This is a genomic window from Desulfatiglans parachlorophenolica (assembly GCF_055394735.1).
On record NZ_AP042460.1, the window covers coordinates 1,775,937 to 1,799,954 of the forward strand.

27 protein-coding genes and 1 pseudogene are annotated in these 24,018 nt (G+C 57.3%); 9 read left to right on the forward strand and 19 right to left on the reverse strand.

Going from position 1 to position 24,018, the window contains the following annotated elements; genetic code table 11:
* Window positions 1-44: 44 nt before the first annotated feature.
* From ACZ500_RS08430 to ACZ500_RS08460, 7 genes are all read right to left on the reverse strand, one after another.
* Window positions 45-776, reverse strand: a complete 732-nt coding sequence (locus tag ACZ500_RS08430) for a ZIP family metal transporter (protein WP_464232063.1) — start codon at window positions 774-776, stop codon at window positions 45-47.
* A gap of 48 nt (window positions 777-824) precedes the next feature.
* Window positions 825-1,595 (reverse strand): inositol monophosphatase family protein, encoded by a 771-nt coding sequence (locus tag ACZ500_RS08435; protein ID WP_464232064.1) that lies wholly within the window; start codon window positions 1,593-1,595, stop codon window positions 825-827.
* 164 nt (window positions 1,596-1,759) lie between these two features.
* Entirely contained in the window at window positions 1,760-2,413 is a 654-nt protein-coding gene (locus ACZ500_RS08440; protein WP_464232065.1) for a DUF1638 domain-containing protein, read from the reverse strand.
* A gap of 766 nt (window positions 2,414-3,179) precedes the next feature.
* Window positions 3,180-3,512, reverse strand: coding sequence for a thioredoxin family protein (locus ACZ500_RS08445; protein ID WP_464232066.1), 333 nt, complete (start codon window positions 3,510-3,512; stop codon window positions 3,180-3,182).
* 529 nt (window positions 3,513-4,041) lie between these two features.
* Window positions 4,042-4,428 (reverse strand): type II toxin-antitoxin system VapC family toxin, encoded by a 387-nt coding sequence (locus ACZ500_RS08450; protein ID WP_464232067.1) that lies wholly within the window; start codon window positions 4,426-4,428, stop codon window positions 4,042-4,044.
* Window positions 4,425-4,673, reverse strand: a complete 249-nt coding sequence (locus tag ACZ500_RS08455) for a type II toxin-antitoxin system Phd/YefM family antitoxin (protein ID WP_464232068.1) — start codon at window positions 4,671-4,673, stop codon at window positions 4,425-4,427. The genes ACZ500_RS08450 and ACZ500_RS08455 overlap by 4 nt, the downstream gene beginning before the upstream one ends.
* A 74-nt stretch (window positions 4,674-4,747) precedes the next feature.
* Window positions 4,748-4,921, reverse strand: a complete 174-nt coding sequence (locus ACZ500_RS08460) for a hypothetical protein (RefSeq protein WP_464232069.1) — start codon at window positions 4,919-4,921, stop codon at window positions 4,748-4,750.
* A gap of 220 nt (window positions 4,922-5,141) precedes the next feature.
* Between ACZ500_RS08460 and ACZ500_RS08465 the strand changes: the two genes are divergently transcribed.
* On the forward strand, window positions 5,142-6,533 hold the full coding sequence (locus tag ACZ500_RS08465; RefSeq protein ID WP_464232070.1) for a sigma-54 interaction domain-containing protein: 1,392 nt from the start codon (window positions 5,142-5,144) through the stop codon (window positions 6,531-6,533).
* A gap of 40 nt (window positions 6,534-6,573) precedes the next feature.
* On the opposite strand, the gene ACZ500_RS08470 is transcribed toward ACZ500_RS08465, so the two are convergent.
* Both ACZ500_RS08470 and ACZ500_RS08475 read right to left on the reverse strand, forming a co-directional pair.
* On the reverse strand, window positions 6,574-7,506 hold the full coding sequence (locus tag ACZ500_RS08470; protein WP_464232071.1) for a nucleotidyl transferase AbiEii/AbiGii toxin family protein: 933 nt from the start codon (window positions 7,504-7,506) through the stop codon (window positions 6,574-6,576).
* Window positions 7,503-8,117, reverse strand: a complete 615-nt coding sequence (locus ACZ500_RS08475) for a type IV toxin-antitoxin system AbiEi family antitoxin domain-containing protein (RefSeq protein WP_464232072.1) — start codon at window positions 8,115-8,117, stop codon at window positions 7,503-7,505. Before ACZ500_RS08475 ends, ACZ500_RS08470 begins: the two co-directional genes overlap by 4 nt.
* A 166-nt stretch (window positions 8,118-8,283) precedes the next feature.
* On the opposite strand from ACZ500_RS08475, the gene ACZ500_RS08480 reads away from it, so the two are divergent.
* Window positions 8,284-8,805, forward strand: a complete 522-nt coding sequence (locus tag ACZ500_RS08480; RefSeq protein ID WP_464232073.1) for a toxin-antitoxin system TumE family protein — start codon at window positions 8,284-8,286, stop codon at window positions 8,803-8,805.
* Window positions 8,806-8,809: 4 nt separating this feature from the next.
* Window positions 8,810-9,169, forward strand: coding sequence for an HVO_A0114 family putative DNA-binding protein (locus ACZ500_RS08485; protein ID WP_464232074.1), 360 nt, complete (start codon window positions 8,810-8,812; stop codon window positions 9,167-9,169).
* Here ACZ500_RS08485 and ACZ500_RS08490 read toward each other — a convergent pair.
* The gene (locus ACZ500_RS08490) at window positions 9,119-9,334 is read right to left on the reverse strand and encodes a hypothetical protein (protein ID WP_464232075.1); all 216 of its coding nucleotides are present in this window, start codon (window positions 9,332-9,334) and stop codon (window positions 9,119-9,121) included. The genes ACZ500_RS08485 and ACZ500_RS08490 overlap by 51 nt on opposite strands.
* A 269-nt stretch (window positions 9,335-9,603) precedes the next feature.
* Between ACZ500_RS08490 and ACZ500_RS08495 the strand changes: the two genes are divergently transcribed.
* Together ACZ500_RS08495 and ACZ500_RS08500 are read left to right on the forward strand one after the other, a co-directional pair.
* Window positions 9,604-9,777, forward strand: coding sequence for a hypothetical protein (locus tag ACZ500_RS08495; RefSeq protein ID WP_464232076.1), 174 nt, complete (start codon window positions 9,604-9,606; stop codon window positions 9,775-9,777).
* Between the two features lie 9 nt (window positions 9,778-9,786).
* Entirely contained in the window at window positions 9,787-10,035 is a 249-nt protein-coding gene (locus tag ACZ500_RS08500; protein ID WP_464232077.1) for a hypothetical protein, read from the forward strand.
* Between the two features lie 61 nt (window positions 10,036-10,096).
* On the opposite strand, the gene ACZ500_RS08505 is transcribed toward ACZ500_RS08500, so the two are convergent.
* The 4 genes from ACZ500_RS08505 to ACZ500_RS08520 all read right to left on the reverse strand — a co-directional run bounded on the left by ACZ500_RS08505 (window position 10,097) and on the right by ACZ500_RS08520 (window position 17,103).
* Entirely contained in the window at window positions 10,097-12,487 is a 2,391-nt protein-coding gene (locus tag ACZ500_RS08505) for a hybrid sensor histidine kinase/response regulator (RefSeq protein WP_464232078.1), read from the reverse strand.
* A gap of 59 nt (window positions 12,488-12,546) precedes the next feature.
* Window positions 12,547-16,056 carry a PAS domain S-box protein gene (locus ACZ500_RS08510; RefSeq protein ID WP_464232079.1) on the reverse strand — a complete coding sequence of 1,170 codons (3,510 nt, stop codon included), beginning with the start codon at window positions 16,054-16,056 and terminating at the stop codon, window positions 12,547-12,549.
* Between the two features lie 67 nt (window positions 16,057-16,123).
* Window positions 16,124-16,921, reverse strand: coding sequence for a response regulator (locus ACZ500_RS08515; RefSeq protein ID WP_464232080.1), 798 nt, complete (start codon window positions 16,919-16,921; stop codon window positions 16,124-16,126).
* Window positions 16,918-17,103: a hypothetical protein gene (locus ACZ500_RS08520; RefSeq protein ID WP_464232081.1), complete on the reverse strand. Its 186-nt coding sequence runs from the start codon at window positions 17,101-17,103 to the stop codon at window positions 16,918-16,920. The genes ACZ500_RS08515 and ACZ500_RS08520 overlap by 4 nt, the downstream gene beginning before the upstream one ends.
* A gap of 50 nt (window positions 17,104-17,153) precedes the next feature.
* Between ACZ500_RS08520 and ACZ500_RS08525 the strand changes: the two genes are divergently transcribed.
* A complete protein-coding gene (locus ACZ500_RS08525) occupies window positions 17,154-17,345 on the forward strand; it encodes a hypothetical protein (RefSeq protein WP_464232082.1) in 192 nt (63 codons plus the stop codon).
* Window positions 17,346-17,639: 294 nt separating this feature from the next.
* Here the strand turns inward: ACZ500_RS08525 and ACZ500_RS08530 are convergent, their stop codons facing one another.
* From ACZ500_RS08530 to ACZ500_RS08550, 5 genes and pseudogenes are all read right to left on the reverse strand, one after another.
* Entirely contained in the window at window positions 17,640-19,211 is a 1,572-nt protein-coding gene (locus tag ACZ500_RS08530; RefSeq protein WP_464232083.1) for a hypothetical protein, read from the reverse strand.
* Window positions 19,204-19,968, reverse strand: coding sequence for a glycosyltransferase family 2 protein (locus ACZ500_RS08535; protein ID WP_464232084.1), 765 nt, complete (start codon window positions 19,966-19,968; stop codon window positions 19,204-19,206). Before ACZ500_RS08535 ends, ACZ500_RS08530 begins: the two co-directional genes overlap by 8 nt.
* A 76-nt stretch (window positions 19,969-20,044) precedes the next feature.
* Window positions 20,045-20,212 carry a hypothetical protein gene (locus ACZ500_RS08540; protein ID WP_464232085.1) on the reverse strand — a complete coding sequence of 56 codons (168 nt, stop codon included), beginning with the start codon at window positions 20,210-20,212 and terminating at the stop codon, window positions 20,045-20,047.
* Window positions 20,213-20,366: 154 nt separating this feature from the next.
* Window positions 20,367-20,942, reverse strand: coding sequence for a dTDP-4-dehydrorhamnose 3,5-epimerase (gene rfbC / locus ACZ500_RS08545; RefSeq protein WP_464232086.1), 576 nt, complete (start codon window positions 20,940-20,942; stop codon window positions 20,367-20,369).
* A pseudogene (locus ACZ500_RS08550) lies at window positions 20,929-21,453 on the reverse strand (sugar nucleotidyltransferase); the annotation flags it as partial. The pseudogene ACZ500_RS08550 and the gene rfbC, both read right to left, overlap by 14 nt.
* Before the next feature lie 228 nt (window positions 21,454-21,681).
* Between ACZ500_RS08550 and ACZ500_RS08555 the strand changes: the two are divergent.
* The 3 genes from ACZ500_RS08555 (at window position 21,682) to istA (ending at window position 24,018) form a co-directional block, all read left to right on the forward strand.
* Window positions 21,682-22,101, forward strand: coding sequence for a hypothetical protein (locus ACZ500_RS08555; RefSeq protein WP_464232087.1), 420 nt, complete (start codon window positions 21,682-21,684; stop codon window positions 22,099-22,101).
* Window positions 22,102-22,187: 86 nt separating this feature from the next.
* Window positions 22,188-22,577, forward strand: a complete 390-nt coding sequence (locus tag ACZ500_RS08560) for a hypothetical protein (RefSeq protein WP_464232088.1) — start codon at window positions 22,188-22,190, stop codon at window positions 22,575-22,577.
* Window positions 22,552-24,018 carry an IS21 family transposase gene (istA, locus tag ACZ500_RS08565; RefSeq protein ID WP_464232089.1) on the forward strand — a complete coding sequence of 489 codons (1,467 nt, stop codon included), beginning with the start codon at window positions 22,552-22,554 and terminating at the stop codon, window positions 24,016-24,018. The genes ACZ500_RS08560 and istA overlap by 26 nt, the downstream gene beginning before the upstream one ends.

Consider the following 24,018-nt stretch of genomic DNA (forward strand, 5'->3'; position numbering starts at 1 on the left):
GAATCCCCCGCTCTGCCATCGAGGGCCGGCGCGGCGCGGCTGCCCTATGACTTCGAAAAGATGATGATCATCGCGATCAGGACCCCCGCACCCAGGGCGAGGAAACTGTACCTTTTCCGCTCCGCCTCGGCCTGCGGCAGAAGGTGCGTAGCCCCCACATAGACGAGGGCGCCGGCAGAAAAGGCCAGCAGCGCACCCAGGAACGGCTTGTCGATCCGACTGATGTAGGGGTAGGAAACCAGCATCCCGAGAGGGGTCGTGACCGCCGCGGCCACGAAGGCCAGCAGCCAGGCCAGCCTCTCCCTGAACCCCGCGCGGACCAGCAGCAGATAGGTGATGATGCCTTCGGGGAATTCGTGCAGGACCATCCCGGTCGCGGCGAGGAACCCGGTGAACATACTGACGGTGAAGGTGATGGAATAGATGAAGCCATCGATGAACGAGTGCAGGCCGATGCCGACCATCGGGACGAGACCGATCGCATAGCGCTCGTCGGCGTTCTTGTCGCACACGAAGGCGTTGATGAAGCGGTTGAAGAGGTGGAGCCCCATGTAGCCCCCGAAGAGATAGAACGGGGCGTGGGCATTCATCGAAAAGGCCTTCGGGATAATGTGCATGAAGGAGACCGAGATCAGGACCCCGGCCGCAAAGCAGACGAAGTAGATGCTGTTTTCCCGCCCCCACCGCTCGAAACGGCGGATGACATAGATGCCTATGGACGTCACGAGGGCCGCCAGGAAGCTCGCCCCGAAGGCAGGCCAAAACGTGTCGTGCATTGCCTCCTCCAACGGCCGCTTTTCGCGGCCGGCCGTGCCGCCGGATGGCTACGCCAGGGTCCCTTTCACGATTTCGAGGCATGGGTCGTGGATCGCGCCGTTCGATGTCAGGCAGCCCGGCTCACTCACCTGGTATGCCTCCCCACGCAGTGTGCTGCAGCATCCGCCCGCCTCCGACACCAGAAGGACGCCGGCCGCCGTATCCCAGGGCTTCAGCCCGGCCTGAAAATACCCGTCCAGCCACCCGGCGGCGACATAGGCGAGCGCCAGGCACGCGGAGCCCATGACGCGCAGGCCCCCGCAGTGCGTGAGCATCCTCGCCGCACAGCCTGCAACCTTCGTGCGCATCTCGTCGCTGTGCCCCCAGTCGAATCCGAGCAGGGCCTCGTTCAGATGCGGCACCGCGCTCACCTGGATCGGTTCGTTGTTGAGCCTCGCCCCGCCTCCCCTGTGGGCCACGAAGGTGTGGTCCCGCAAGGGATCGTAGATGACCCCCAGGAGCGGCCGGCCGTGCTCGAGCACCCCGATGGAGACGGCGAAGACCGGGAGGCGGTGCACATAGTTCGTCGTGCCATCCAACGGGTCGACGACCCAGGTGTATTCACCTGCGCCCGCGGCGACCCCGCCCCCCTCCTCCGACAAAATGGCGTGGTCCGGGAAGCGCCGCGCGATCAACTCGATGATCCGCGCCTCCGCCGCGGTGTCGGCATCGCTTACCAGATCACGAAAGCCCTTCAGAGAAAAGCGCCGCTCTGACGGGTACCGCTCGGCAATCACCCGCCCTGCCTCCCGCGCCGCCTCGATCGCTGTCTTCAGCATATCCTGCCCCCTCGTTCGAAGAGGTCTTCGATCGATTTCGATTCTGTCTTCCTACCGAGATGATAAGACAGCGACGGCGCCGCGCAACACCGGCGCAGGGGCCGGTCGAGAACCCGGGCAGGACCCGGCCCCCTCCCCGGCCCGCTGTGCTGCCACGGCACGGCTCAGGCCAGAAGCTTTTTCGCCTGATCGAGAAGCAGCGATTTGAACCGGTCGAGGGTCATGGGATAGGGTTGGATCGGGATCCCCATCCAGTCGGAGTACTCCAGGAACTCCTCGGGCTTCTCCGCCATATAGCCGTCCAGGAAGCCGATGCCGTCGAGCACGATCGCCCCGCCCGTGTGCCGGGGGAAATTCTCGTTCGCCAGACCCTGGTCCCAGCCCTTGAACACCTGGTGGCGGAACTGGATCCAGCCCGGCGTCATCCACCAGACCTTCTCGCCTCCGGCCATCTCCCGGGCGATCCGCTCGCGCTCCGCCTCTCCGGCGATCATATCCATGCAGTGCGTGGCCTCGATCCGCGCCACCCCCTCCCCCTGCTCGGCGATGATCGTGCGCATCGTCCGGGTCGGGTTGTCCGCGTTGACGTAGCAGAACTTGCCGCCGTAGACGACCAGGACCTTGTCCGTCTTTTCCTTGGCCTTTTCGATCCGGTCGATCAGCTGCCGTTCGAGTTCCCGGCAGTCCTCGTGAAGGCCCGGAGTCGTGTAAAAGAGGTGCTTCGTATCAAGAAAACCCTCTTTTCTCAAATGGTTCAACTCTAAACTCAATGTTCCGCATGAGACCACAGCGATCTCGGCAAACGATACTGAGCCCATTCACAGATCTCCTTCCCTCTCGTTGTCGCCGTCCCGGTCGGCAAGCCCCCCTATTCGCGCGTCATCGCCGCGCCGCACTTCGGGCATACCTGCTCGTAGCATGGAATCCCCAGTTCGTGGGGAGCCTTCGCGCCGCAGCTGGGGCACACGCAATTTCCACCCGGGCCGGCCCCGAATCCACCGCCTCGGCCTCCACCGCCCCCACCGCTTCTTCCACCCTGGCCTCTGCCCGTTCCGGGCCCTTGTCCTCTCGGACCTGTTCCGTCTCCTCTAGGCATCGTAAACCCCTCCTCGATCGATGTTCTATTGAATCATCCCTTCGCCATTCATCATAAAAGAATAGACCTTCCGCCTGACTTCCGCATCAAGATTCGTGCCGATTTCAAATGGATCGAACCCGCACGGCGCCGGCGATTCGAAATGTGCAGATCCCGCACGCCGTCCATCTCGCCATGGGACAGAGGATCAGCCCCTCCCCGATCCGCATCCGCTGCGGATACACCCGCCCGCCCCTTTCGAGGCATCTCGCAGCGATCCACCCGCTCCCCGTGGAAACCGTTACCTCATGTTAATAACGTTCTGTAACGCATCAAGTAACGCTACATCGCCGGAGGTCCAAAAGGAGACGGGGCATGCGGAATCCCACGTTTCGACCGCATGCCCCGCCCTGAATCAGGAGGGTTTAGGTTAGAGGTTAGAGGTTATGGCAAACGAACCGCTGTTTCTGTTGCCCATATACTACAGCAAGACTTGTGCCATGGGCCGATCAAACCTGCCTTGCACCTTGAAGCGAACGGATGGCGGCCGAAAGGACCTCGGCCGATTGAAGCCCCAGGAAGCGCTTCACCTCTATCCCATCGCGGAAGATCACGATGGTCGGAATGCATTCGATCCCGAGCCGCACGGCCATGTCCGGGTTCCGGTCGATATCGACCGCGGCCATGCGCACCCTGCCCTTGTACCACCGGGAGAGTTCCTTCATGATCGGGTCCTGCAGGGAGCTGGGCGCACACCAAGGGGCGCCGAAATGAACCACCGTCAGCCCGTGATTTTTCGCCCCCCTGAGTTCCCCCACCGTCTTGACCGGGATCAAACCCAATCCTCTCTCCCTCCGTCGACACCCGAAGCCGGCCCGCCGAAGCCGTTGCAAAGTCCTGCATCCCCTGAACCCTTTCAATTATTGTGCCTTATATCCGGATCGGGCTTCCCGCAGACCGCGATCCGCTTGACAAAGCAACCCGGTAACGTTACTTAGTTTCCATCCGGAAATGGTCTTTTTGGCCAATCTCGGCGTCAATCTGCACGTTTGCTTGTGCGGCGACCTACAGGTCGCCTCCGCGCAAACGCTTGATTTCCTTGATATTGGCCAAACCGGGACCCGCCGCGAAGCGGTGGGACTGAGCGGCGAAGCGGTGAAGAAAAATCCTCATTTCCGGATTGGAAACTGGGTTGTACCGGGAAATCATTTCCGGATAGACACTACTGACTATTTGTTGGCTTTTATGGTTCAACCTGAGGGAATCTGCTTTTTCCCCGGACATGGGAAATCGGGATTGCAACACCGGCCTGGCCATCGAGGGCACAACGAAGACCTCCATGCGCATCCTGATGGACGACCCCTGGCCGGGCTACGCGCGCAGAATCGACCCCTCATATTGCAACACGTTCGCATCAGCGGAAAGGAGCGTTATTCCTTCGGTTTTTGCCTGCGCAATGAGGATGCGGTCGAAGGGGTCCTTGTGCAGCAGCGGAAGCGTGTCAACCCTCAAGGCATGCTCGGCCGTAACCGGGAGTTCGATGTAGCCGTGTAAAACCATCATCTTTCTCAGCAAATGAGGATCGACCTTGAAGTCCTCCCGCCCCAAGCCCAGCTTGATCACGATTTCCCAGATGCTCGCCGCGCTGAAAAGGAGGGTGTTTTCGGGGGATGACAGCAGCGAACGGGCCTTCGCGGAAAGTTTTTCAGGTTCGCCAGCCGCCCAAAGCAGGACGTGTGTATCCAGCAGAAGTTTCACCTTGTTCGGCCTTCAAAAAGCTCGAGGATTTCAGAGGCCCCCAGCGTATCGAAATCATCCGGCGTGAAGATCTGACCCTTCAAAAATCCGAGCCTCCCGACACCTCCCCGCTCCTCTTGGGACAAGGGCAAAACCTTGACCATCGGCTTACCGGCTTTGGCGATGATAAAAGCGTTGCCACGCGCCGCCTCTTCGATGAGACGCGAGAGATTTGTTTTAGCCTCATGGATATTGTAGGTTTGCATCAGTCCCTCTGGTTGATTTAGTTTACAGAACTAAGTCTACTCACGGCGACTTACCGTGTCAAGATCATTCGCCGTCACCGCTTCTCCAGCCGCTCGGTCCGCGGAAGGAGGTCGAAGAGGTGGAGCCCCATATAGCCCCCGAAGAGATGGCACGGGGCGTAGCCGTTCATCGAAAAGGCCTTTGGAATAATGTGCATGAACGAGACCGAGATGAGGACCGAGGCCATGCTCACCCTGCCCTTTACCACCTGGAGAACTCCTTCATGATCGGGTCCTGCATCCCCTGAACCCTCTCAATTATTGTGCCTTATATCCGGATCGGGCTTCCCGCGGACCGCGATCCGCTTGACAAAGCAACCCGGTAACGTTACTTACTACTTATTGGCTTTTATGGTTCAACCTGAGGAAACCTTCTTTTTCCCCGGACATGCGAAATCGGGATTGCAACACCGGCCTCCCCGGCCTTCAATGCCTATGCGAACACTGGATCCCAACTTTTCGAGCCTGCTGCTCGAGTCCATGGCGGACGGGGTGTTCACCCTGGATGAGCAGGGGCGGATCACCTCCTGGAACCCGTCCATCGAGCGGATCACGGGCTACAGCGCCCAGGAGGCGATCGGGCAGCCCTGCGCCCTCCTGAACTTCACCGAGTGCTTTAAAGAGAGCTGTCCGACCGGCATCACGGAATGCGGCATCCTCACCTACGGGCGCCTCGACGGCAGGGAGTGCTTCCTGCGCCACAAAGAGGGACACGACGTCCCGGTCATCAAAAGCGCCCGCCTCGTCAGGGATGAACAAGGCATCATCAAGGGCGTGGTCGAGACCGTCACGGACCTGACGGAGCTGCAGAAGGCGCGCCATGAGGCCGAGGAGGCCGCCCGGCGCCTCGGCGAGATCCACCGCTTCGACCGCATCATCGGCAAGAGCCACGCCATGCAGCAGGTCTTCTCGGCCATCGAGGCGGCCGCCGCAAGCGAGGCGACCATCCTCGTCCAGGGCGAAAGCGGCACCGGAAAGGAACTGGTCGCCAGCGCCATCCATCACCACAGCGCCCGGAAGGGCATGCCCTTCGTCACCGTCAACTGCAGCGCGCTCTCGGAGACGCTCCTTGAAAGCGAGCTTTTCGGCCACGTCAAAGGCGCCTTCACCGGGGCCATCCGCGACCGGGTCGGCCGCTTCGAAGAGGCCGACGGAGGGACGATCTTCCTGGACGAGATCGCCGAGATCAGCCCGTTCATCCAGGTGAAGCTCCTGCGCGTCGTGCAGGAGCGGGAGATCGAACGGGTCGGTGAATCCCGCAAGCGCAGGATCGACATCCGGATCATCGCCGCCTCCAACAAGGACCTCCTGCAGCAGGTGCAGCAGGGCGCCTTCCGGGAGGACCTCTTCTACCGGCTCAAGGTGTTCCCGATCCTCATCCCGCCCCTGCGCGAGCGCAAGGAGGACATCCCCTGCCTCGTGACCCACTTCATCGAACTGCAGAACCGCAAAACCGGCCTGGTCATCAAGGGCGCAACGAAGACCTCCATGCGCATCCTGATGGACTACCCCTGGCCGGGCAACGCGCGCGAACTCGAAAACGCCATCGAGCACGCCTTCGTCCTGTGCGCCGGGGACTACATCGACGTCTTCGACCTGCCGGTCGAGATCCGCCGCTTCGCCTACCGCCCCGCCCCCCTGAAGGACGGGGGCCCGCCGGCGCCAAGCGGCTGGTTTGCCAAACCGCTCACCCGCGACCTCCTCATGAACTTGCTCGACGAATGCGTCTGGAACAAGGCCGAGGTCGGGCGCCGCCTAGGTGTAAGCCGCACCGCTGTCTGGAAATACATGAAGAAATGGGAGATCCCTTTGCGGAAATAGAGGCATTCGCCCGCCGTGCAGGAGCCGCTGACCCTCGGCGTCAAGTTGCTGCGGATTCCGGGCCCCACCCCTGATCAGGCACCCATGCATCATCAAAGGAAGCATTCGATTGCAGACTTTCGATGACAGGTGTGAGGAAGACAGCTATGTCGGCGATAACAGCAGACAGGTCGCCAACTGGAATATCGGGCTTTGACTTTTTGATAAAGGCTGTCCATTGCACTGTTTTCTGAAAGTCTTCGTAAAAAGCGGGCGTGAGCGCAAAAGGTGTTGACGTCGGAAATGTTGTGCGCCGCCGGTCGAAGGTATTCGCCAGCGCTTTTCGTAAAACATTCCCCTCGAACGAGAAGAGCTTGGAGAGCAGCCAGATATCATAAAAATCCTTCATCCGGCTGTTTGCCAGGCCGAGTTTGACAATTGCTTCCACCTTTTCGGCCACCAGAGTATATCGAGGGCAGGCTTTCAAGAGCGGCGGGGGAGCATCAAAAAGGGTTGGATATTCAATCTGTTCAGGGGCTGGTGTTATCGCATCACCAAAGCCGATATCAACCTGGAGAGGAATCCTGGCCTGATTGAGCATACCGACCAAAGTGATTCGCACTCCATCGTATTCCTGGTCTTCGCGGATCTCCTCCGCATTCAGGGATTCCGGCAGATAGCTCATACCATCACCCTGAAACTCGATGCGGCAGATATCACGGAACAAGTCCGCAAGCTGTTCGATATCGGAATTGCCGAATCCCAGAAGATCCGCATCCCTCGTGACGCGGTAATTCTGTCCTTTCCAGACCAAAAACAGACTGGCTCCTTTCAGAATGAACCGGTCATTGTGGGGCGAAACGCTGAGCCGGTATAGGAATCGCTCCATGCCGTACCGGGAGAGCAGAAGATTGAAATCTTCCTTGTTGGTTTTGGCGCGGTTCAGAAGCCGCTGAAAAATTGAATGGGCAACGTTTTTCTTGTTCTGGTTCATACAGTCGCCTCCAGGTATGGGCGCATGATTTTCGACACTCTGTCGATTCGGGCGGCTTCCACCAACTCATCCATGGTGGTTTTACGTGAGCGCCATGCCTCGCGGAGTGCTTCAATGGCGACATCGAGGCCGATTTTGTTGCGGAACTTGAAGCAATCGCAAACCGTCTTTGCCGGGCTGTAGATTTTAACCGTCACGCCGTTGATGACATGCTCCTGAATACCGAAAGAATAGGCCGGTCCTGAAACATAGGTCAGGTTAACCGGTGGGTATCCCACATCCGGCCGCCAGGAGCCTCTCGGAATGGTCAGCCATATCTCATGGGGGATCTGGGTGGTGATCCCGTGGTAGCTCAGGGCGGAAATAAGAGAAACAACGGCGTGAGGCAGCCTTTTCGCAAGCTCCGCCAGAGACGAGTTTTCAGTCACAGGAGCTTCCGGCAGGGTATAGAGTCCCACAGCGATCTTCTCCAGAAGCCCCTCCTTATGCATTCGGTACAGGTAGTTTCGGGAAATACCCACCGCCTCAACATCCTCGGCCCGGATAATCCCTTTTGTTCTGGCGAGTTCCAGTATCTGTTGCTGTCGACTCATGGAATCTCCTTTGTGCAAATCCTCTTCAAATATACATAAGTAAAAAGGATTTGCAACATAAACTTGGAGGGTATCCCGTTGATCCTGCTTACTTCTGACCGAAGACGAGCAAGAAACACTGCCCCTCGGAGTCAATTTGCTGCGGATTCCGAGCCCTGCCCTTGGGCGACCCCATGCCGACACCGTGAAGAACTCAAAGCACAGCAACCTGGCCGAAATCCGCAAACAGGTGGGCTTGGCCCAGGAGCAACCGGCCAAGGTTCTAAACAGCAAACAGCCCACGCTCATGAAAAAAGCTTGCGTATCTTATCATCTGGTGATAATCTATTTTGACATGGAGATCGGACGACCTTCCGAGGACGATGAAAGCCTTGCTACCTTGCTGAATTTGGATGGTGAGATTTTCTTTATGGATAAGGGTTATTGGACAAAATTCGAGGCTTTTCGGGTCGCGCCGGAACCCCATATCCCTCATGGAGTCCGGTATTGCTTGACCTTGCACGACCGAAACAACCGGCGACTGCTTGGCTTTGACAATGCACACGCCTTCAAACCCAAGACCAAGCGCTACGGCGCCAGGAAAATTTCCTGGGATCACAAACATGAATTCAATGTCATTTCCCCTTACGAATACGAATCGGCAGGCGAGTTGCTCGATGATTTCTGGCGCGAAGTCGACCGAATCATGAGCCAATATCAGAGGTAGAAAAATGAACCGAAAAGTACTCCATATCGGCATTCTGTCCTATGAGGATTACAAGAAGCGCAGCCTGGCCATCGCCAACGGAGAATACCAACCACAGCCGGATGAACCCAAAATATGGTTCGAATCGCTGCAGTCCATGGCCCAGGTTCTAAGCAATGAAAACCAATGGCTGTTGAAGACCATTTTGAAACATAAACCTCAATCGCTCAAAGAGTTGGAAGCGGTGACCGGGCGCAGCAGCAGCAACCTGTCGCGGACGCTCAAAACGATGGCCCGCTACGGTATCGTGAAGATCGAAAAGCGAGACCGCAAATTAAGGCCTGTAGTCGAAGCGACGGATTTTATGGTTCAATTCGGAATTTAATTGGTGTCCATCCGGAAATGATTTCCCTATAGAACCCAGTTTCCAATCCGGAAATGAGGATTTTTTGCCAATATCAAGGAAATCAAGCGTTTGCGCGGAGGCGACCTGTGGGTCGCCGCACAAGCAAACGTGCAGATTGACGCCGAGATTGGCCAAAAAGACCATTTCCGGATGGAAACTGTTATGAAACGGCTCATCCCTTTCACCCCCGGGACGTGGAGTCGGTATTTGCCCATACGGTGAAAAACCTTAACCCATTTTCAGCCCCCGTTTACTGACCACATTTTAATGAAAATGGGTGTCCAAAGTGACTAAATTTCGTTTAATTTAGTCACTTAAGAATGGATTATCCTGGTTCCTGGTCTTCATCGCCGCCACCCGATTTTTCACATTTTCCTTAATTTAAGGAAAATATTCACATATATTTTCCTTGTATGAAGACTATTTTAAAGAAAATCATCGGGCGGGAGCTGAAAGGCTTGGCGGCGGGAAGGCAGATGCTGGGCGAGGTCGATGGGTTGATTCTTTCCGAGAGCGTGGAGCGCGGACTGGACATCCCTTCATGGATCCGAGTCACGGGGTTGCAGGAATGGCTGCTCGAGGCCTAGCAACCGCAGATGCTGTTGATCCCCGGCAACGTCAGCGACCTGGCCGCTATGGTGCCAACGGCCCTCACCGCCTACGAAAAGATGCATCGACAACAAAAAAAGGACGTTCTTCCTCTTTCCGCATTCGAGGCCTCAGGGCCGCAAACGCCGAAACAGAAGGAACGTCCTTCTCTCCCGCGCTTTCCTGTCTTTTCGACGTCCGGCGGATCGCACCGGAGCGGGGTCTTTCAGGGTGTTACGCGCAGATTCCCCGGATAAACGCTCTGAACGGATAAACGACCTGAAACACCGCCGGGAACCCGTTCGGAGAAACCGGCGCTCAGACCCTTGTCTCAGAAGGGGCGCCCCCCAGCAGCTCCCGCAGCTTGCGCGCCAGCTCGGCCGCCGTGAAGGGCTTGGAGATGAAAGGGGTCTTCTCGCCCCCCTCCCCGTTCTCCCGGAAGACTATCTCCTCGCTGTAGCCGGACATGTAGAGGACCTTCGCACGCGGATGGATCTTCAGCAGCCGCTCGGCGGTCTCCGGGCCGCTGAGGCCGGGCATCACGACGTCGGTCAGCAGCAGGTCCACGGGTCCGCCATGCTCCTCGGCCGCCCGCAGCGCCTTCTCCCCGTTCCCGGCCGCGAGGACCTTGTAGCCCGCCACCTGGAGCATATACTCGACCAACTCCAGCAGCCACTCCTCGTTCTCGACCAAAACCACCGTCTCGGACCCGTAGAATTCGAGCGGCTGCTCGTCCGCCTGCTGCAGCGCCTCGCCCTCGGCCGCCAATGGAAGGTACACCTTGAAGGTGGTCCCCCGCCCCGGCTCGCTGTAAGGCCAGATGTTCCCGCCGCTCTGCTTCACGATCCCGTAAACGGTCGACAGCCCGAGGCCCGTCCCGAACCCCGGATCTTTGGTCGTAAAAAACGGCTCGAAGATCTGCCCCTGGATCTCCTTCAGAATCCCCGAACCGGTATCGCTCACGGCCACCATCACATACCGGCCCGGCCGCACCTCGACATGCCGCGCCGCGTAAGCGGCATCGAGTTCCACGTTCCGCGTTTCGATCACGATCTCGCCCCCCTTCGGCATGGCATCCCGCGCATTGATCACCAGGTTCATGACGACCTGCTCGATCTGCCCCGGGTTGGCCTCGATCCGTTCGAGACCCTTCTGCGGCACGAACCGGATCCGGATATCGTCCCTCACCATGGGCTGCAGCATGTTCATCATCTGCTCGATCAGGTCGTTCAGATTCATGAACTCGACATGCAAGACCTGCCCGCGGCTGAAGGCGAGCAGCTGCCGCGTCAGCCGCGCGGTCCTGCCGCAGGCCTCGCGGACGCACGCCGCCTTGGCGCGCAGCGGATCGGACTCGGGCAGACTGCTCTCCAGCAGATCGATATAGAAATCGATGATCATCACCACATTGCTGAAGTCGTGGGCGATCCCGCCGGCCAGCCTCCCCACGGCCTCGAGCTTCTGCGCCATGTAAAACTGCTTTTCGAGGTGTGCGATTCGCTCCTCCGCCTCCCGCCGCTCGGAGATGTCGCGCACCAGGGAAAGGAACCCGGCGATCTTCCCTTCAGCATCGCGCACCCGCGTAGCCACAACCTCGGCAAGGAACGTGCTGCCATCCTTCCTCCAGGTCACAAGCTCATAGGAATCGACAACATAGATGGCCTCCCGGTTGTAGTGCAGCTTCCCGTGCTCGAGGAAGGACTCCTCGTCCGGGTGCAGAAAACGCGTCAACCTGCCCAGCACCTCCGAGGCCTCCCAGCCGAAGATCCGGGTGAAGGCCGGGTTGACCCGGAGGATCCTCCGCCCGGTATCGGTGTAGACCATGGCGTCGGGCAGGGCCTCGATGATCTGGTCGAGTTCGACGCGCTTGTTCCGCAGTTCGGTCATGGTCTGTTTGCGCTCGGTGATGTCGCGCAGGATAGCCAGATTGGCCGGCGCCCCCTTGTAGGCGATCAGACCGGCGTTGATCTCCACATGCATAACCCCGCCGCCCCTCCGCGGAACCTCCACCTCGAGGAGCCCCTCGACCGGCCTCCCGGCCATCCGGCTCCGGTGCCGTTCGAGGACCACGGAGGCGTCCTCCTCCTTTACAAAATCCATAAACGACCGGCCCTCGACCTCCGTCTTCGAAAGTTCCACCCAGTCGGCGAACATGCTGTTGCACAGCACGATTCGCTCGTCCTGGATGATCATGATGCCGTCGTTGGCGCGCTCGACCAGGCTCCGATACATCTGCTCGCTCTCCTCGAGCGCCTCCTGCGCCGCCTTCCTCTCCGTGAAATCCTCGAGCAGATTGAGCGTCGCGGGCCTGCCTTCCCAGTCGATCCGCACCGTCTTCAGGTTGACCCACCTAACCGAACCGTCCTGGCGGAGGATCCGGAAGGAGTAGCTCCCGGGTGGGTTTTCGTCCTTCAACCGCTGAAAATGCCGCTCGACCACCATCGCCCGGTCCTCGGGGTGGATGAAATCGACGAAGCTGCGCCCCCGCAGCGTCTTTGCCTCGTACCCGACCAGATCCAAGGCCTTTGGATTCCCGAACTCGAATCGGCCGTCCTGGGCGACAAAAATCCCGTCGCTCGCGTTTTCCACCAGCAGGCGGTACTTCTCCTCCGACCGACGCAGCTTCTCCCCCGCCGCATGCACCCGGCGGCGGTACAATAGGTGCATCACCAGCAATAGAACAACTATAAGGACGAGTGCTGTCATCATATCTCGAAACAGGCATGGCACCCACCCTGTGCGGCGGACCCCACACCGACCCCTTTCGCTTAATTTAACGACCGGCGGACCTTGACGGCAAGCTCCTTCATGCTGAACGGCTTCTGGATGAACGCGAGCCTCTCGTCGAGCATCCCGTGTTGGGCGATGACGTCGGCCGTGTAGCCGGACATGAAAAGACACCGCACGGCGGGCTCCAGGGAAAGAATCCTTTTCGCCAAGTCCCTGCCGTTCATCCCCGGCATGACCACGTCGGTGATGAGCAGGTCTATCCTGCCTGCATGCTCGCGCGCGAGCCTGATCGCCTGATCGGGGGACGCAGCGGCCACGACGCCGTATCCCAGTTCTTCGAGCATCCTGCTCGTCATCTTCAGGAGTTCCGGCTCGTCCTCCACCACCAGGATCGTTTCGCCGCCGCGGGGGATCGGGCCTTCCTCACGCCCCCCTTTGTGAAACTCCGCAACCCCGCCTCGATGCCGCGGGAAATAAATCTTGACCATTGTGCCTTCCCCCGGCTCGCTGCACACATCGATGGAGCCCCGGTTCTGCCTCACGATCCCGTAGACCGTGGACAGCCCGAGCCCGGTCCCCTCGCCGACATCCTTCGTCGTAAAAAAGGGCTCGAACACATACGGCATGGCCGCCTTGTCGATCCCGCATCCGTCGTCCCTCACGGCGAGCATGACATACTGACCGGGTACGACCTCCGGATGGTCCCTGCAGTATGCCGTATCCAGAACGGCGTTGTTCGTTTCGATGAGGATCCTCCCGCAATCCCTGATGGCGTCCCGCGCGTTGACGCACAGGTTGGCCAGGATCTGATCGACCTGCGCCGGATCGATCCGGACCGGCCACAGCTCCCTGCTCGGCACCCATTCCAGACCGATGTTCTCCCCGATCAACCGGCGCAGCGTCTTGAAAAACGACTCGACGGTTTCGTTCAAATCGAGCACCTTCGGGGCCGCGATCTGCTTCCGTGCAAAGGCGAGCAACTGGCGCGTGAGGACGGTTGAGCGCTCGGCGGCCTTCCGGATCTCCAACAGCCCGGCCGCAACGGGGTTGCCCGGCTCGAGCTGCTCCATCGACATCTCGGCATAGCCCAGGATCACACTGAGCATGTTGTTGAAATCATGGGCGACGCCCCCCGCCAGACGCCCCACCGACTCGAGCTTTTGCGCCTGAAGCAGCTGCTCCCCGAGTTCCTTTTTCTCCCTTTCCGCCTCTTTCCAGGCGCTGATGTCCTCCATGCTGTTCATGATCCCGACAAGCCGGCCCTGGACGTCATGGATCGGTGCAACCGAAAGCCTGCCGTGGAAGACCGCTTCGTCCTTCTTCCACCACGCCACCTCCAGGCCCGAGACCACCTCCCCCTCCACGACCCGCCTCCGTATGGCATCGAACTCGGCCGTCTTTCCCTCCGGAACGATGGGCAGACGCCTCCCGACGACCTCCTCGGCGCTCCACCCGAAGACCTTTTCCGCCGACGCATTCCACGAAAGGACGACATCCGCCGGATCGACCGCATAAAGCGCGACAGGCGAGCATTCGATCATGGCCTCCTGCAGTTCTTCGCTCTCTCGCAGCCTCTCATCGACCCGCTTGCGCTCGATGGTCTCCCACGTCAAATCGGCCAAGGACGCCACCCGTTCGGCGTCTTCTTCCGTGTAAGGCACGGGCTTGTTGCCCACACCGAGGATCGCGACGACGCTTTCTTTCCGCACCAACGGCACCAGTAACTCCCGGACCAGTTCGGGATGGCCCTCCGGCAGCCCCTTTTTGCGGGGCAGGGCGCGGTAGTCGTTGTGGATCACGGGCTTTTTCGCCCGCACGCAATCCGCCCAGACGCCGGCCTGATCGAGGCTGTAGTGCAGTTGCTTCACCTTTATCCGGCAAGATGTCTGCCTGGTCGAAGAGGACCATTGCTGAAACGAGAGGGATTTCTGGTCGGCCGCCACCAGGGCGAAAAAGGCCATCGGGCTCCGAACAAACGCGCTGATCTCGTCCAAGGCGTGCTTCAACACCTCATCCAGGCTGTGGTCGGCCGCGAATTCGATCAGATCGAGCTGGATCTGCGTCATACGCTCGGCGTGTTTGCGGGCGGTGATATCCATCAGCGTGCCGCAGACCCGCAAAGGCCGCCCCTCGGGGTCGCGTTCCGTCACGCGCCCCCTGTCCAGCACCCAGATCCAATCGCCCGACTTGTGGCAGAGCTGATGCTCCGTCTCGTAGGTCTGCGTCATCCCTGCCAAGTGGGCATGAAATCGCCCGATTACATACGACTTGTCCTCCCGGTGGACGAGCGCTTCCCAACTGCGGAGATCGGGTTTGATCTCGCCCACCGCATAGCCGAGCATCCGAAACCAGCGCCGATCATAGGTCACCGTGTCGCTCGGCACATCGAAATCCCAGGTGGCCAATCCAGCGGCTTCCAGGGCCAGCCTCAGACGCTCTTCGCGATTTCTGAGCGCCGCCAAGGCTGCCTTACGCTCGCTGATGTCCCTCCAGGAACCGGCCATCCCCACGACCTGCCCGTCCTCGACAACAGGGCTCTGCCTGCACTCCACCCAGACCGGATGGCCATCCTTGTGCACGGCCTCGATCTCATAGGGCGGCTGGGCCTCGCCCGTCTCGAAAGCGGCCGCGGCCCGCTCCTCGGCAATCTGGTTCAGGGGGTTGTCCGTCATCAAGTCCCCCCAACGGGCCATGGCCTCTTCCGGCGTGTACCCGAGCACCGTTTCGATCTGGGGGCTCAGATAGGTCGGAACCCCCTTCGCATCGCAGGCATAGAAGACGGAGGTGCTATGTTCGACGATGCCGCGGATCCGCTCCTCGCTCTGCCTCAGCCGCCTCTCTGACTTTTTCAAGATCCCGGCGCCTCCCCACAAACCGGCGAGGCCCAAAATCCCGATCGCCGCGTGCGCCAGAACCACCAGCATCCGATGGTCGCCGAACGCCGCGATATGCGCCGAAAGCGGGGTCGACACGCTGATACCCCCGCCGATATCCCCCTCCCGATAGCCCTCCGACCCATGGCATTTGAGGCACTCCTGCTCGACCACGAAAGGCCGCATGACCCTGAGATGCGGCTCCCCGTCCAGGACCTCGACCGACTCGACCTTCTTCACACCCCTTTCGAAGGCCTTCAACGCCTCCGCCTCCCAAGGGTCCGGCCCGTTCTCCGGCCGGAGCGGATTCAGGCTCGTGATATGCCCCCGCAGGCCGTACCGCTCGCGCCCCAGTTCATGCACCTGGCGGGTCATGTAGGCCGGACTGACCAGGGTGAAGGTCTTTCCATCCGTCGTGGTGATATCCCGCTCCGGCAAATGGCTCAGATACGGGTTCGGCGGGGTCGTCTCCGTCGGCGGCACGTAGACCCCGCCATGCATGGACACCCACCGGCGGTAAACGACGTCCTTCTCAATCGAGGCGGCGGCCTCCGATTCGGCCAACACCATCAGCGAGCGCCGCATCTGCCACTGACTCCATACGGCCGACCCGATGATCCCGAACACCCAGATCACCCCCGCGGTGATCGCCAGTACCTTCCGGATATTTTTCATCGCAAGAACCGTCCCTTCAAGACCTCGATCCGCGGCCAAACCTCTTTGAGCCCGTTTTTCCAACCCCTCACCCGCATAGGATCCAGCCCATGACCTCTCCCTGCGCCTCCCAGGCCGACACGGCCCAGGGCCGGCTGCCCCCGCCCGAAGACCCGCTCAACTCCACCTTCCGATGGATCCGATCGAGCAGGGCCGAGCGCATCGCACCGATGAGCGCCCCCCGCGATTCCTCCGCAAAAAGGCTGGCAATGTGCCGGTTCACGATCTCCGCAGCCGGCAGACCGAAAAGCTCGAGTGCGGGCGGATTGGCGCTCAGCACCCTGGCATCCTTGTCCACCACGACCACTCCCATCGCCAGACTCTCGAGGATGCTCCGCTCGCCCTTCAGGACCTCCATCAACTCGACCGCCGGCTGATTGAAGCCCGCAGGTCCATCCCGCTCCTCCGGCTCGAAGAAAAACCTCGGCGGGGGCCCGCCGCCGGTTTCGATGTAGTCGAGCAACCTCTGCACCTGTTCGGACATCTGCTCGAGCGGCCCCTTCGCCATGAAGTAATCGGCCTCGATGCCGTCGAGCTGACCGACCAGCTCGACAAACAGCCCCGATACCGCCACAACCGCCTTCGGCTGCACGGGACAGTGCCTGCGGATATACGCAATGACCGCCCGGCCGTCGATCTTGGGCATGATGATGTCGCAGAAGACCAGGCTGAAAAACCCGTCCTGCAACCGCGCAATGCCCTCCTTGCCGTCATAGGCCCTGTCGGCCGTGTAACCCCGCTCGTGCAGTTGATCGACCAGGAACCTCACGAAGAAGTAATCGTTGTCCACAATCAAGGCATTCGGGAAGAGCGCATGCACCGTCACCCCGACATCACCTCCTTCATCTTGCGCGCCACCTCGGCCGCGCCGCTAATGACTACCCCCGGCAAAAACCAGGCCCGCCCTCTTCGACGCCCACCCCCGCTTATGGCAAGGGCGGTCTTCACCTCTTTCCAGGTAAAGACCGCCCTTGCCGCAACCGCATCGCCATGGTAAGATACGGGCACCCTGCTTCGAAGGAGCCGTTTCCGCACACTAACACCCCGCTCGGGCCGATATGAAACGCAGACTCACAGTCCTCATTCCCCTTCTATACCTTATTGTCACCGGCTGCTCCCTGGCCCGCATCGAGGCCTACCCCGGTCCGGACTCTCTTCCCGCCATGGGCTTCCACTTCAATCGTTACCAAGTCGATGCCACCATCAAAAGGATGCCGAAGAGCATTCTTATCACCGACCACCATGCCTGAATCGCTGAGCAGATATACTCGCCTTACAGAGATGGGCATTTCATCGAAGACCAGTTCAGAAAGACGAAAAATCCGTTTCAGATCGCCTTTATGCTACAATATCATTGGACCGATTCCAAAATGCGTATCCACGCCTTCGTCTTTCAATTTCTTATTTGTAAATTCGAGTCACAGGCCTATTAAAAAGTAACACGCGTTTCTGGACGCTCCGTCTAACCAGCCGGATTTTCCGTTATCTTCGGCTACCCTGCGAACACCTATCCGAAGCCAAGAATTAAGCAAAAGCAAATGAAACTAAATCTTAGGAGAGTATCGAATGATGATGCCAACAGAATTTTCATAGATCTCATCCGGAGAAAAAATATTTGTAATTGCTGACATTGAAATCAATTCTCTATTATCATATCCATCCTTAAAAAAATAGATCGCACCACCATATTGCATAAGTTTTTTTTCAATTAGCAGCGCATTATCTTTATCTTCATAAAAATCATTCATCTGCACAAAACATGATTCCTTATGTGAAATGCAGTATAATGCTTGCGGGAAATTGGTATACAAAAAACCATCTTCCTGCAAAGTAGTATTGTTTGTCACGACAGCCATGGGCATCCATTTTTTACTTCTAAAACCCAATCCGTACACGTACTTATAACTGGCCCATGCAGTGGCCCCAAAAATATTAATGAGTAAAAAAATGGCGACTCCAGCACGAAACATTTTACCTGAATTCCGAGGACCCGAAATAAGAAGTTGGTATATCATCACAGTAGCAATCACAACTACTGTAATTTGCAGAGGCAGCAACATGCGCGGTGTTTCTGCACTATCTGATATGCCATCAACAGTAAGCCAGATCCCGCATATGAATAAAAAATAGGTAACCCCAAAAATAGTCAGTACCTTAATGTGGGAAGATGACGCAAAGCGCGAAACCGTTCGCCTCATACGCGCATTCCACCAATGGCAGATAAAGAACCCCACCACGATCAAACTCGGAACCGAAACGAGGAGCGCCAGCGTTAATCGAGAAAACCCGAACAATGAAGCGCCCCCAATCCAAGACAACAAACCGAACGAGATCTGAAACACTTCATCAAAACCACCTGAGAAAGATAGCTTTCGATCGGTCAAATTCCCTGAGTGTCCTATATTGCGCAAGCTCCACCCTCCAAATAATAAAAGAGGCAAGATATTTACCAATATTATATCTACCGCCTTTTCTTTAAATCTCTTTCCATTTTGCAGAACCAACGCGACGGAAGCAGCCAGTGTAAGACAAACACCTGCATAACGTGTCAAAATAGATAACCCAACGGCAGTGGACGCTCCAAATAGATGCATCCGCGACCCCCTCGCAATGTAAATATGTGTCAACCATATAGAAATCAAGTACAACGGTAGGAATAATGCCTCACTCCACACATACCCATATGCTTGAAGAACGTTGATTGACGTTCCTAAGTAGGACCCGCCCAAGAACCAACCCCATTTAGATTCCGGTATCATTGAATGTATGATCAATCCTACCAAAAAAAGAAGCACTGAAAATAGGCATGCATTAACAATGAGAGCACTACTAAAAACGTCAACACCTAGAAGGGAGACCAAGGCTATCGCTGCTGGATAAAGCGGAGGGAACCAACTAAAGGGCTCATACTGCTCGCCGACCTTTTTCACATAGCCAAGACCATCTGACAAATTCTGAGCGGTAGCCAAATATGACGCCGAATCAGTTGTTGTGCCAATACCCCACCGGTTCGATACAAACATAACGAGACAAAACCCCAAAACTGGCAGAGTGATGAATTGAAATTTTCTTGTCAAATTTAATAATGCCACAATAAATTGCATTGTTTTAGCCATTTATTCGGAATATCCTTGAATTTAGAATAGTGCTTTTCTGCAAAATATATTTAAACATAACGAAAATTGTTTGTATCCCATAAGTGAGGCTTCTAGAAAAATTAATTGAAGATGCTTCTGAAAAATAGCGCGTCGGAATTGGCACATCACCAATTCGAAAACCCAAAAAAGCTGCCTGAGCCAAAAATTCAGTATCAAAAACAAAATCGTCAGAATTTTGATTGTAAGGAATGGTTTCCAAGACTTTGCGTGTGTACGCTCTAAAACCTGAATGAAAATCTCCCAAGTTTTGCCCCAAAATAAGATTTTCGATAACTGTAAGAAAGCGATTGCTAATATATTTATAAAATGGCATTCCATTTTCAAGCGTTTCTTTGCGAGTTCTTATTCGACATCCGATAATTACGTCACAAATTCCAGATGATAAAAACCCCACTGCATACGGAATAACCGCCCCATTATACTGATAATCAGGATGCAACATAATAATTATATCTGCATTCATTTTTAACGCTGTATCATAACATGTTTTCTGATTGGCTCCATAACCACGATTTTTCCCATGACAAATTACATCAACACCCATATGTTTTGCAATTGTGACCGTGTCATCTTTACTAGCATCATCAACCAATACAATTTTATTAATACTTCCAGTTGGTATTTCTTCGATGGTTTTTTTTAAAGTTTTAGCAGCATTATAAGCAGGCATAACAACAATTATGTTCAAATTTTTATTTGATATATTTTCAGCCATGGTCCTCCCCCTAACGACTTAAAAAACTTTGAACTCGATCGCACGAACAAAGCTAAGCAACCCCGTTTCATATAATCTATTTAGATCCATCCGGAAATGATTTCCCGGTACAACCCAGTTTCCAATCGTGGAATGAGTATTTTTTGCCAATATCAAGGAAATCGAGCGTTTGCGCGGAGGCGACCTGTAGGTCGCCGCACAAGCAAATGTGCAGATTGACGCCAAGGTTGTCAAAAAAAACCATTTCCGGACTGAAAGTGTAAGATTATATAAGATGGCTTGATTTGGCCTGATTTCCAACTCAGCGGGCATTTTTGTCTTCCGAAGCCAGATTTTTATATTAAGAACGAGAGGACATTCGAAAAATTGCCAAATCATCTGGTAACACGACTCCTTCGTTAGCCCCCGTAAGTCTTTGGGAATTTCAAAAATCTCGGGAGCGCTTCGGGGACGTCGGCCAGGCGGGGATTGGCGGCGTCCTTCGGGGAGAGGAGCGGTTCGGCGACAGGCCAGGGTATGGCGAGGTCCGGATCGGACCAGTGGATGCCGTATTCGTCCCCCGGGGCGTAAAAATCCGTGCACTTGTAAACCACGTCGGCCGTTTCGCTCAGCACGCAGAACCCGTGGGCGAACCCGGCCGGGACAAAGATCTGGCGGTGGTTTTCCCCTGAAAGGACCACGGAGACCCATTTACCGAAGGTGGGCGAGCCGCGGCGGATGTCGACCGCCACATCGAAGACCTCCCCGCTGATGACGTACACCAGCTTCGCCTGTGGATGCCGCAGCTGATAGTGGAGGCCGCGCAGGGTTCCTTTCCGCGAACGGGAGAAGTTGTCCTGGACGAACGTGCAGCCGATGCCCCCCTCGAGAAAGCTCCTCTGGTGGTAGGTCTCCATGAAGCAGCCCCGTTCGTCCTCGAAGACCCTCGGCTCGACGAACAGCACGCCCGGCAGTTCGGACTCAATAAAGTTCATCGGCATGGCGGTCGTCTCCCTCTTCGAGGATATCGAGCAGGTAGCGGCCGTACTCGGCCTGGTGCATCTCGACAGCGAGCCGCCTCAGCTGCTCCCTGTCGATGTAGCCAAGCCGGTAGGCGATCTCTTCGATGCAGGCGATCTTCAACCCCTGCCGCTCCTGGATGGCCCGCACGAAGTGGATCGCGTGGTGCAGGGATTCGTGGGTGCCGGTGTCGAGCCATGCATATCCGCGTCCCAGAAGCTCGACCCGCAGCTGCCGGCGTTCGAGGTAGGCGAGGTTCACGTCCGTGATCTCCAGCTCCCCCCGGGCGGAGGGCTTGAGCGCCTCCGCGATCTCCACGACCTGGTTGTCGTAGAAATACAGCCCCGGAACGGCATAGCGCGAGCGGGGCGCCTCGGGCTTTTCCTGGATCCCCGTCACGCAGCCCTCCTGATCGAACTCCACCACGCCGTAGCGCCGCGGGTCCTTCACCGCATACCCGAAAATGATCCCCCCGCTTTCCATCGTGGTGCAGTATTAACGCCGGTCAAAAAATGGACAGGTATGGCCAGTAGAAAAGTGGGCAAGATGGGCGGCTGAAAAACCGGCATTGCAGGTTCTTCCTTCTTTCCTCTCTGTAAGACCTGTCTTTTCTTCTTGGATCTGCTTCTTTCTCTTCTTTATTCCATATTTTTGTGCAATCTCGAAAGATTAGGCTCATAAGTGTTATGGTTGTCATCCACGGGGAGGGCAACCATGAACCAAACTATCCGATGCGTCCATTGTGGATCTGTTTTCGAGCCTAATCCGCGCATCAAGACCCAGCGCTATTGCGCCCGAAAGGAATGCCAGCGCGCCCGGAAGCGACAGTGGCAGCGTGAAAAACTCCTCTCCGACCCGGATTACAAAGCCAACCAGCGCGACTGCCAGAAGGCGTGGCACGACCGCCACCCGGGATACTACAAAGCCTACCGTAAACGCCATCCCGGAAAAGCTCAGCGTAACCGCCTGCTGCAGCGCTGCCGCAACAGCCGTAGATCGGCAGGAAAACAGATTGCAAAAATGGACGCGTTTACCCCCTGGATTGGCGGGCATGCGCAGGCCTTTTACATCCTCCCGGTGATTGCAAAAATGGACGCGTTCCCACAGAAAGTTATCCTGATTCCCGCCTCTTAAACGCGAAAACGTCTGATTGCAAAAGAGGACTCGATCGCCTTTGGTTTCATCCGCATGATAGCTTTCCTCTCGAAAGGAAAGAGACCATGATCGAAAAACGGCTGCTCCGCCCCGACAGGGCAAGAAACATCGTGGGGAGCTTTGCCGCCATCGAGCACCGGTTCTTGCGCGAGGGCTTCTGGGCCAAACTCAGCCACCATGAGTTGATCCTCTATCTCTTTTTGGTCCTGGTCGGAGACCGGCACGGATTGTCCTATTACAGTTATGACCGGATCTGTTCGTTGACGGGCCTCCTGGCCGATGAATATATCCTTGCACGGGACGGTTTGATCCACAAAGACCTCATCGCGTTTGACGGAAGGCTGTTTCAGATCCTTTCCCTGCCCCGTGAGCCCGGGACTGACCGCGCCACCGTTCGCCAACTCATCCACCAAAGCCTTGGAGGAGACCATGATCACAAGACGCCTCGTTTTTGAGATCCACCGCCTGGCACAGGAAGACTGGACGATCAGCCATATCGCGGAGCAGTTGGCCTTGAACCGGCAAACCGTAACCAAATACCTTCGCGATCCAGCCCCCGAACGGAAAAAAGTCCAGCGGCCCAGCAAACTCGACCCGTTCCGGGATGAAATCCGGGCCATGCTCGAACGTAACCCCCGCGCCATGGCCACCGTTATCCACCAGCGGCTTACTGCCAAGGGGTACTGGGGAGGACTCACCATCCTCAAGGACTTCCTGCGATCGATCAGGCCCGCACCGCGCCGTGTGTTCCTGCGCTTCGAAACCCTGCCGGGCGAGCAGTGTCAGATCGACTGGGGCCACTTCGGCAGCCTCCCTTACGGCGATACGGAGCGCAGGCTGTGCTGCTTCGCCATCGTTTTAAGCTACAGCCGACTGCTCTACCTCGAGTTCACCCACTCCCAGAACCAGCAGACCCTTCACCGTTGCTTCTTGAACGCCTTTCGTTTCTTTAACGGGGTCCCGAGAGAAGTCCTCACCGACAATATGCTCACCGCCGTGCTCGAACGGGAAGGATCCCTCATCCGCTTCAACGAAGCCTTTCTGGAGTTCCTCCGTCCTTTCGGCATCACCCCGAGGGCCTGCAACCCCCGTCAGCCGCAGGAAAAGGGCAAGGTCGAAAAGGGCGTCATCCACTATATCCGCCATAACTTCTGGCCCCTGCGCGAGTTCGTCGATCTCACCGACTTGCAGCGCCAGGCCGATCACTGGCGCGATACCCTCGCCAACTGCCGGCTGCATGCCACCACCGCTCAGAGGCCTGTCGATCGAGCCCTGCAGGAGCAACTCAGGCCTTTGCCCGACTTCCTTCCCGATTGCCGTGAATCAGCCGTGCTCAAGGTCCACACCGATTTTTGCATTCACTTCGATGCCAACACCTACACCACTCCCCCCTGGGCTGTCGGCAAACAGGTCGTGGTCAAAGCCGATCAGCAAACCCTCAGCATCTATCTCAAGGAAAAGCTGATCGCCACCCATCAGCGCTCCTGGGAACGGAAACAACGCATCGAACTCCCTGAACACCGCGAAGCGGTCTTAAAAGGCATGCGCAGACAGTGGCAATCCGAAGAAGTGGCCCTCTTCGCCGCCCTGGGCGAAGATGCCAGGCTCTACCTCGAACATATTGCTGCAGCACGCCTTCCCCTCAGGAAGAATGTCACCAAACTCCTTGCCCTCAAGGACCGCTACGGGTTGGTCGCCTTCCTGGCCGCTCTTCAAAAAGCCCTGATCAACAAGGCCTTCGGCGCCCATTACATCGAAAATATCCTCGTCCAGGATCACACCCCTGTCAAAAACCACCCCCCACTCCAACTCAAGGAAGAACGCCTGAACCGCATCCGGCTCGAGGAACCTAACCTCGCTGACTTCGACGCCTTTGTGCTCAGAAAGGGGAGATAA

Bases quoted from the DNA above. Each gene is read 5' to 3' on its own strand.
- ACZ500_RS08500 (WP_464232077.1), top strand. From the start codon at position 9,787: ATGCTGTTGATCCCCGGCAACGTCAGCGACCTGGCCGCTATGGTGCCA.
- ACZ500_RS08490 (WP_464232075.1), bottom strand. From the start codon at position 9,334: ATGGTCTTTTTGGCCAATCTCGGCGTCAATCTGCACGTTTGCTTGTGC.
- ACZ500_RS08530 (WP_464232083.1), bottom strand. From the start codon at position 19,211: ATGGCTAAAACAATGCAATTTATTGTGGCATTATTAAATTTGACAAGA.
- ACZ500_RS08495 (WP_464232076.1), top strand. From the start codon at position 9,604: ATGAAGACTATTTTAAAGAAAATCATCGGGCGGGAGCTGAAAGGCTTG.
- ACZ500_RS08560 (WP_464232088.1), top strand. From the start codon at position 22,188: ATGATCGAAAAACGGCTGCTCCGCCCCGACAGGGCAAGAAACATCGTG.
- ACZ500_RS08430 (WP_464232063.1), bottom strand. From the start codon at position 776: ATGCACGACACGTTTTGGCCTGCCTTCGGGGCGAGCTTCCTGGCGGCC.
- ACZ500_RS08455 (WP_464232068.1), bottom strand. From the start codon at position 4,673: ATGCAAACCTACAATATCCATGAGGCTAAAACAAATCTCTCGCGTCTC.
- ACZ500_RS08470 (WP_464232071.1), bottom strand. From the start codon at position 7,506: ATGAACCAGAACAAGAAAAACGTTGCCCATTCAATTTTTCAGCGGCTT.
- rfbC (WP_464232086.1), bottom strand. From the start codon at position 20,942: ATGAACTTTATTGAGTCCGAACTGCCGGGCGTGCTGTTCGTCGAGCCG.
- ACZ500_RS08435 (WP_464232064.1), bottom strand. From the start codon at position 1,595: ATGCTGAAGACAGCGATCGAGGCGGCGCGGGAGGCAGGGCGGGTGATT.
- ACZ500_RS08440 (WP_464232065.1), bottom strand. From the start codon at position 2,413: ATGGGCTCAGTATCGTTTGCCGAGATCGCTGTGGTCTCATGCGGAACA.
- ACZ500_RS08525 (WP_464232082.1), top strand. From the start codon at position 17,154: ATGAAACGCAGACTCACAGTCCTCATTCCCCTTCTATACCTTATTGTC.
- ACZ500_RS08555 (WP_464232087.1), top strand. From the start codon at position 21,682: ATGAACCAAACTATCCGATGCGTCCATTGTGGATCTGTTTTCGAGCCT.
- ACZ500_RS08540 (WP_464232085.1), bottom strand. From the start codon at position 20,212: ATGGTTTTTTTTGACAACCTTGGCGTCAATCTGCACATTTGCTTGTGC.
- ACZ500_RS08510 (WP_464232079.1), bottom strand. From the start codon at position 16,056: ATGAAAAATATCCGGAAGGTACTGGCGATCACCGCGGGGGTGATCTGG.
- ACZ500_RS08505 (WP_464232078.1), bottom strand. From the start codon at position 12,487: ATGATGACAGCACTCGTCCTTATAGTTGTTCTATTGCTGGTGATGCAC.
- ACZ500_RS08535 (WP_464232084.1), bottom strand. From the start codon at position 19,968: ATGGCTGAAAATATATCAAATAAAAATTTGAACATAATTGTTGTTATG.
- istA (WP_464232089.1), top strand. From the start codon at position 22,552: ATGATCACAAGACGCCTCGTTTTTGAGATCCACCGCCTGGCACAGGAA.
- ACZ500_RS08485 (WP_464232074.1), top strand. From the start codon at position 8,810: ATGAACCGAAAAGTACTCCATATCGGCATTCTGTCCTATGAGGATTAC.
- ACZ500_RS08465 (WP_464232070.1), top strand. From the start codon at position 5,142: ATGCCTATGCGAACACTGGATCCCAACTTTTCGAGCCTGCTGCTCGAG.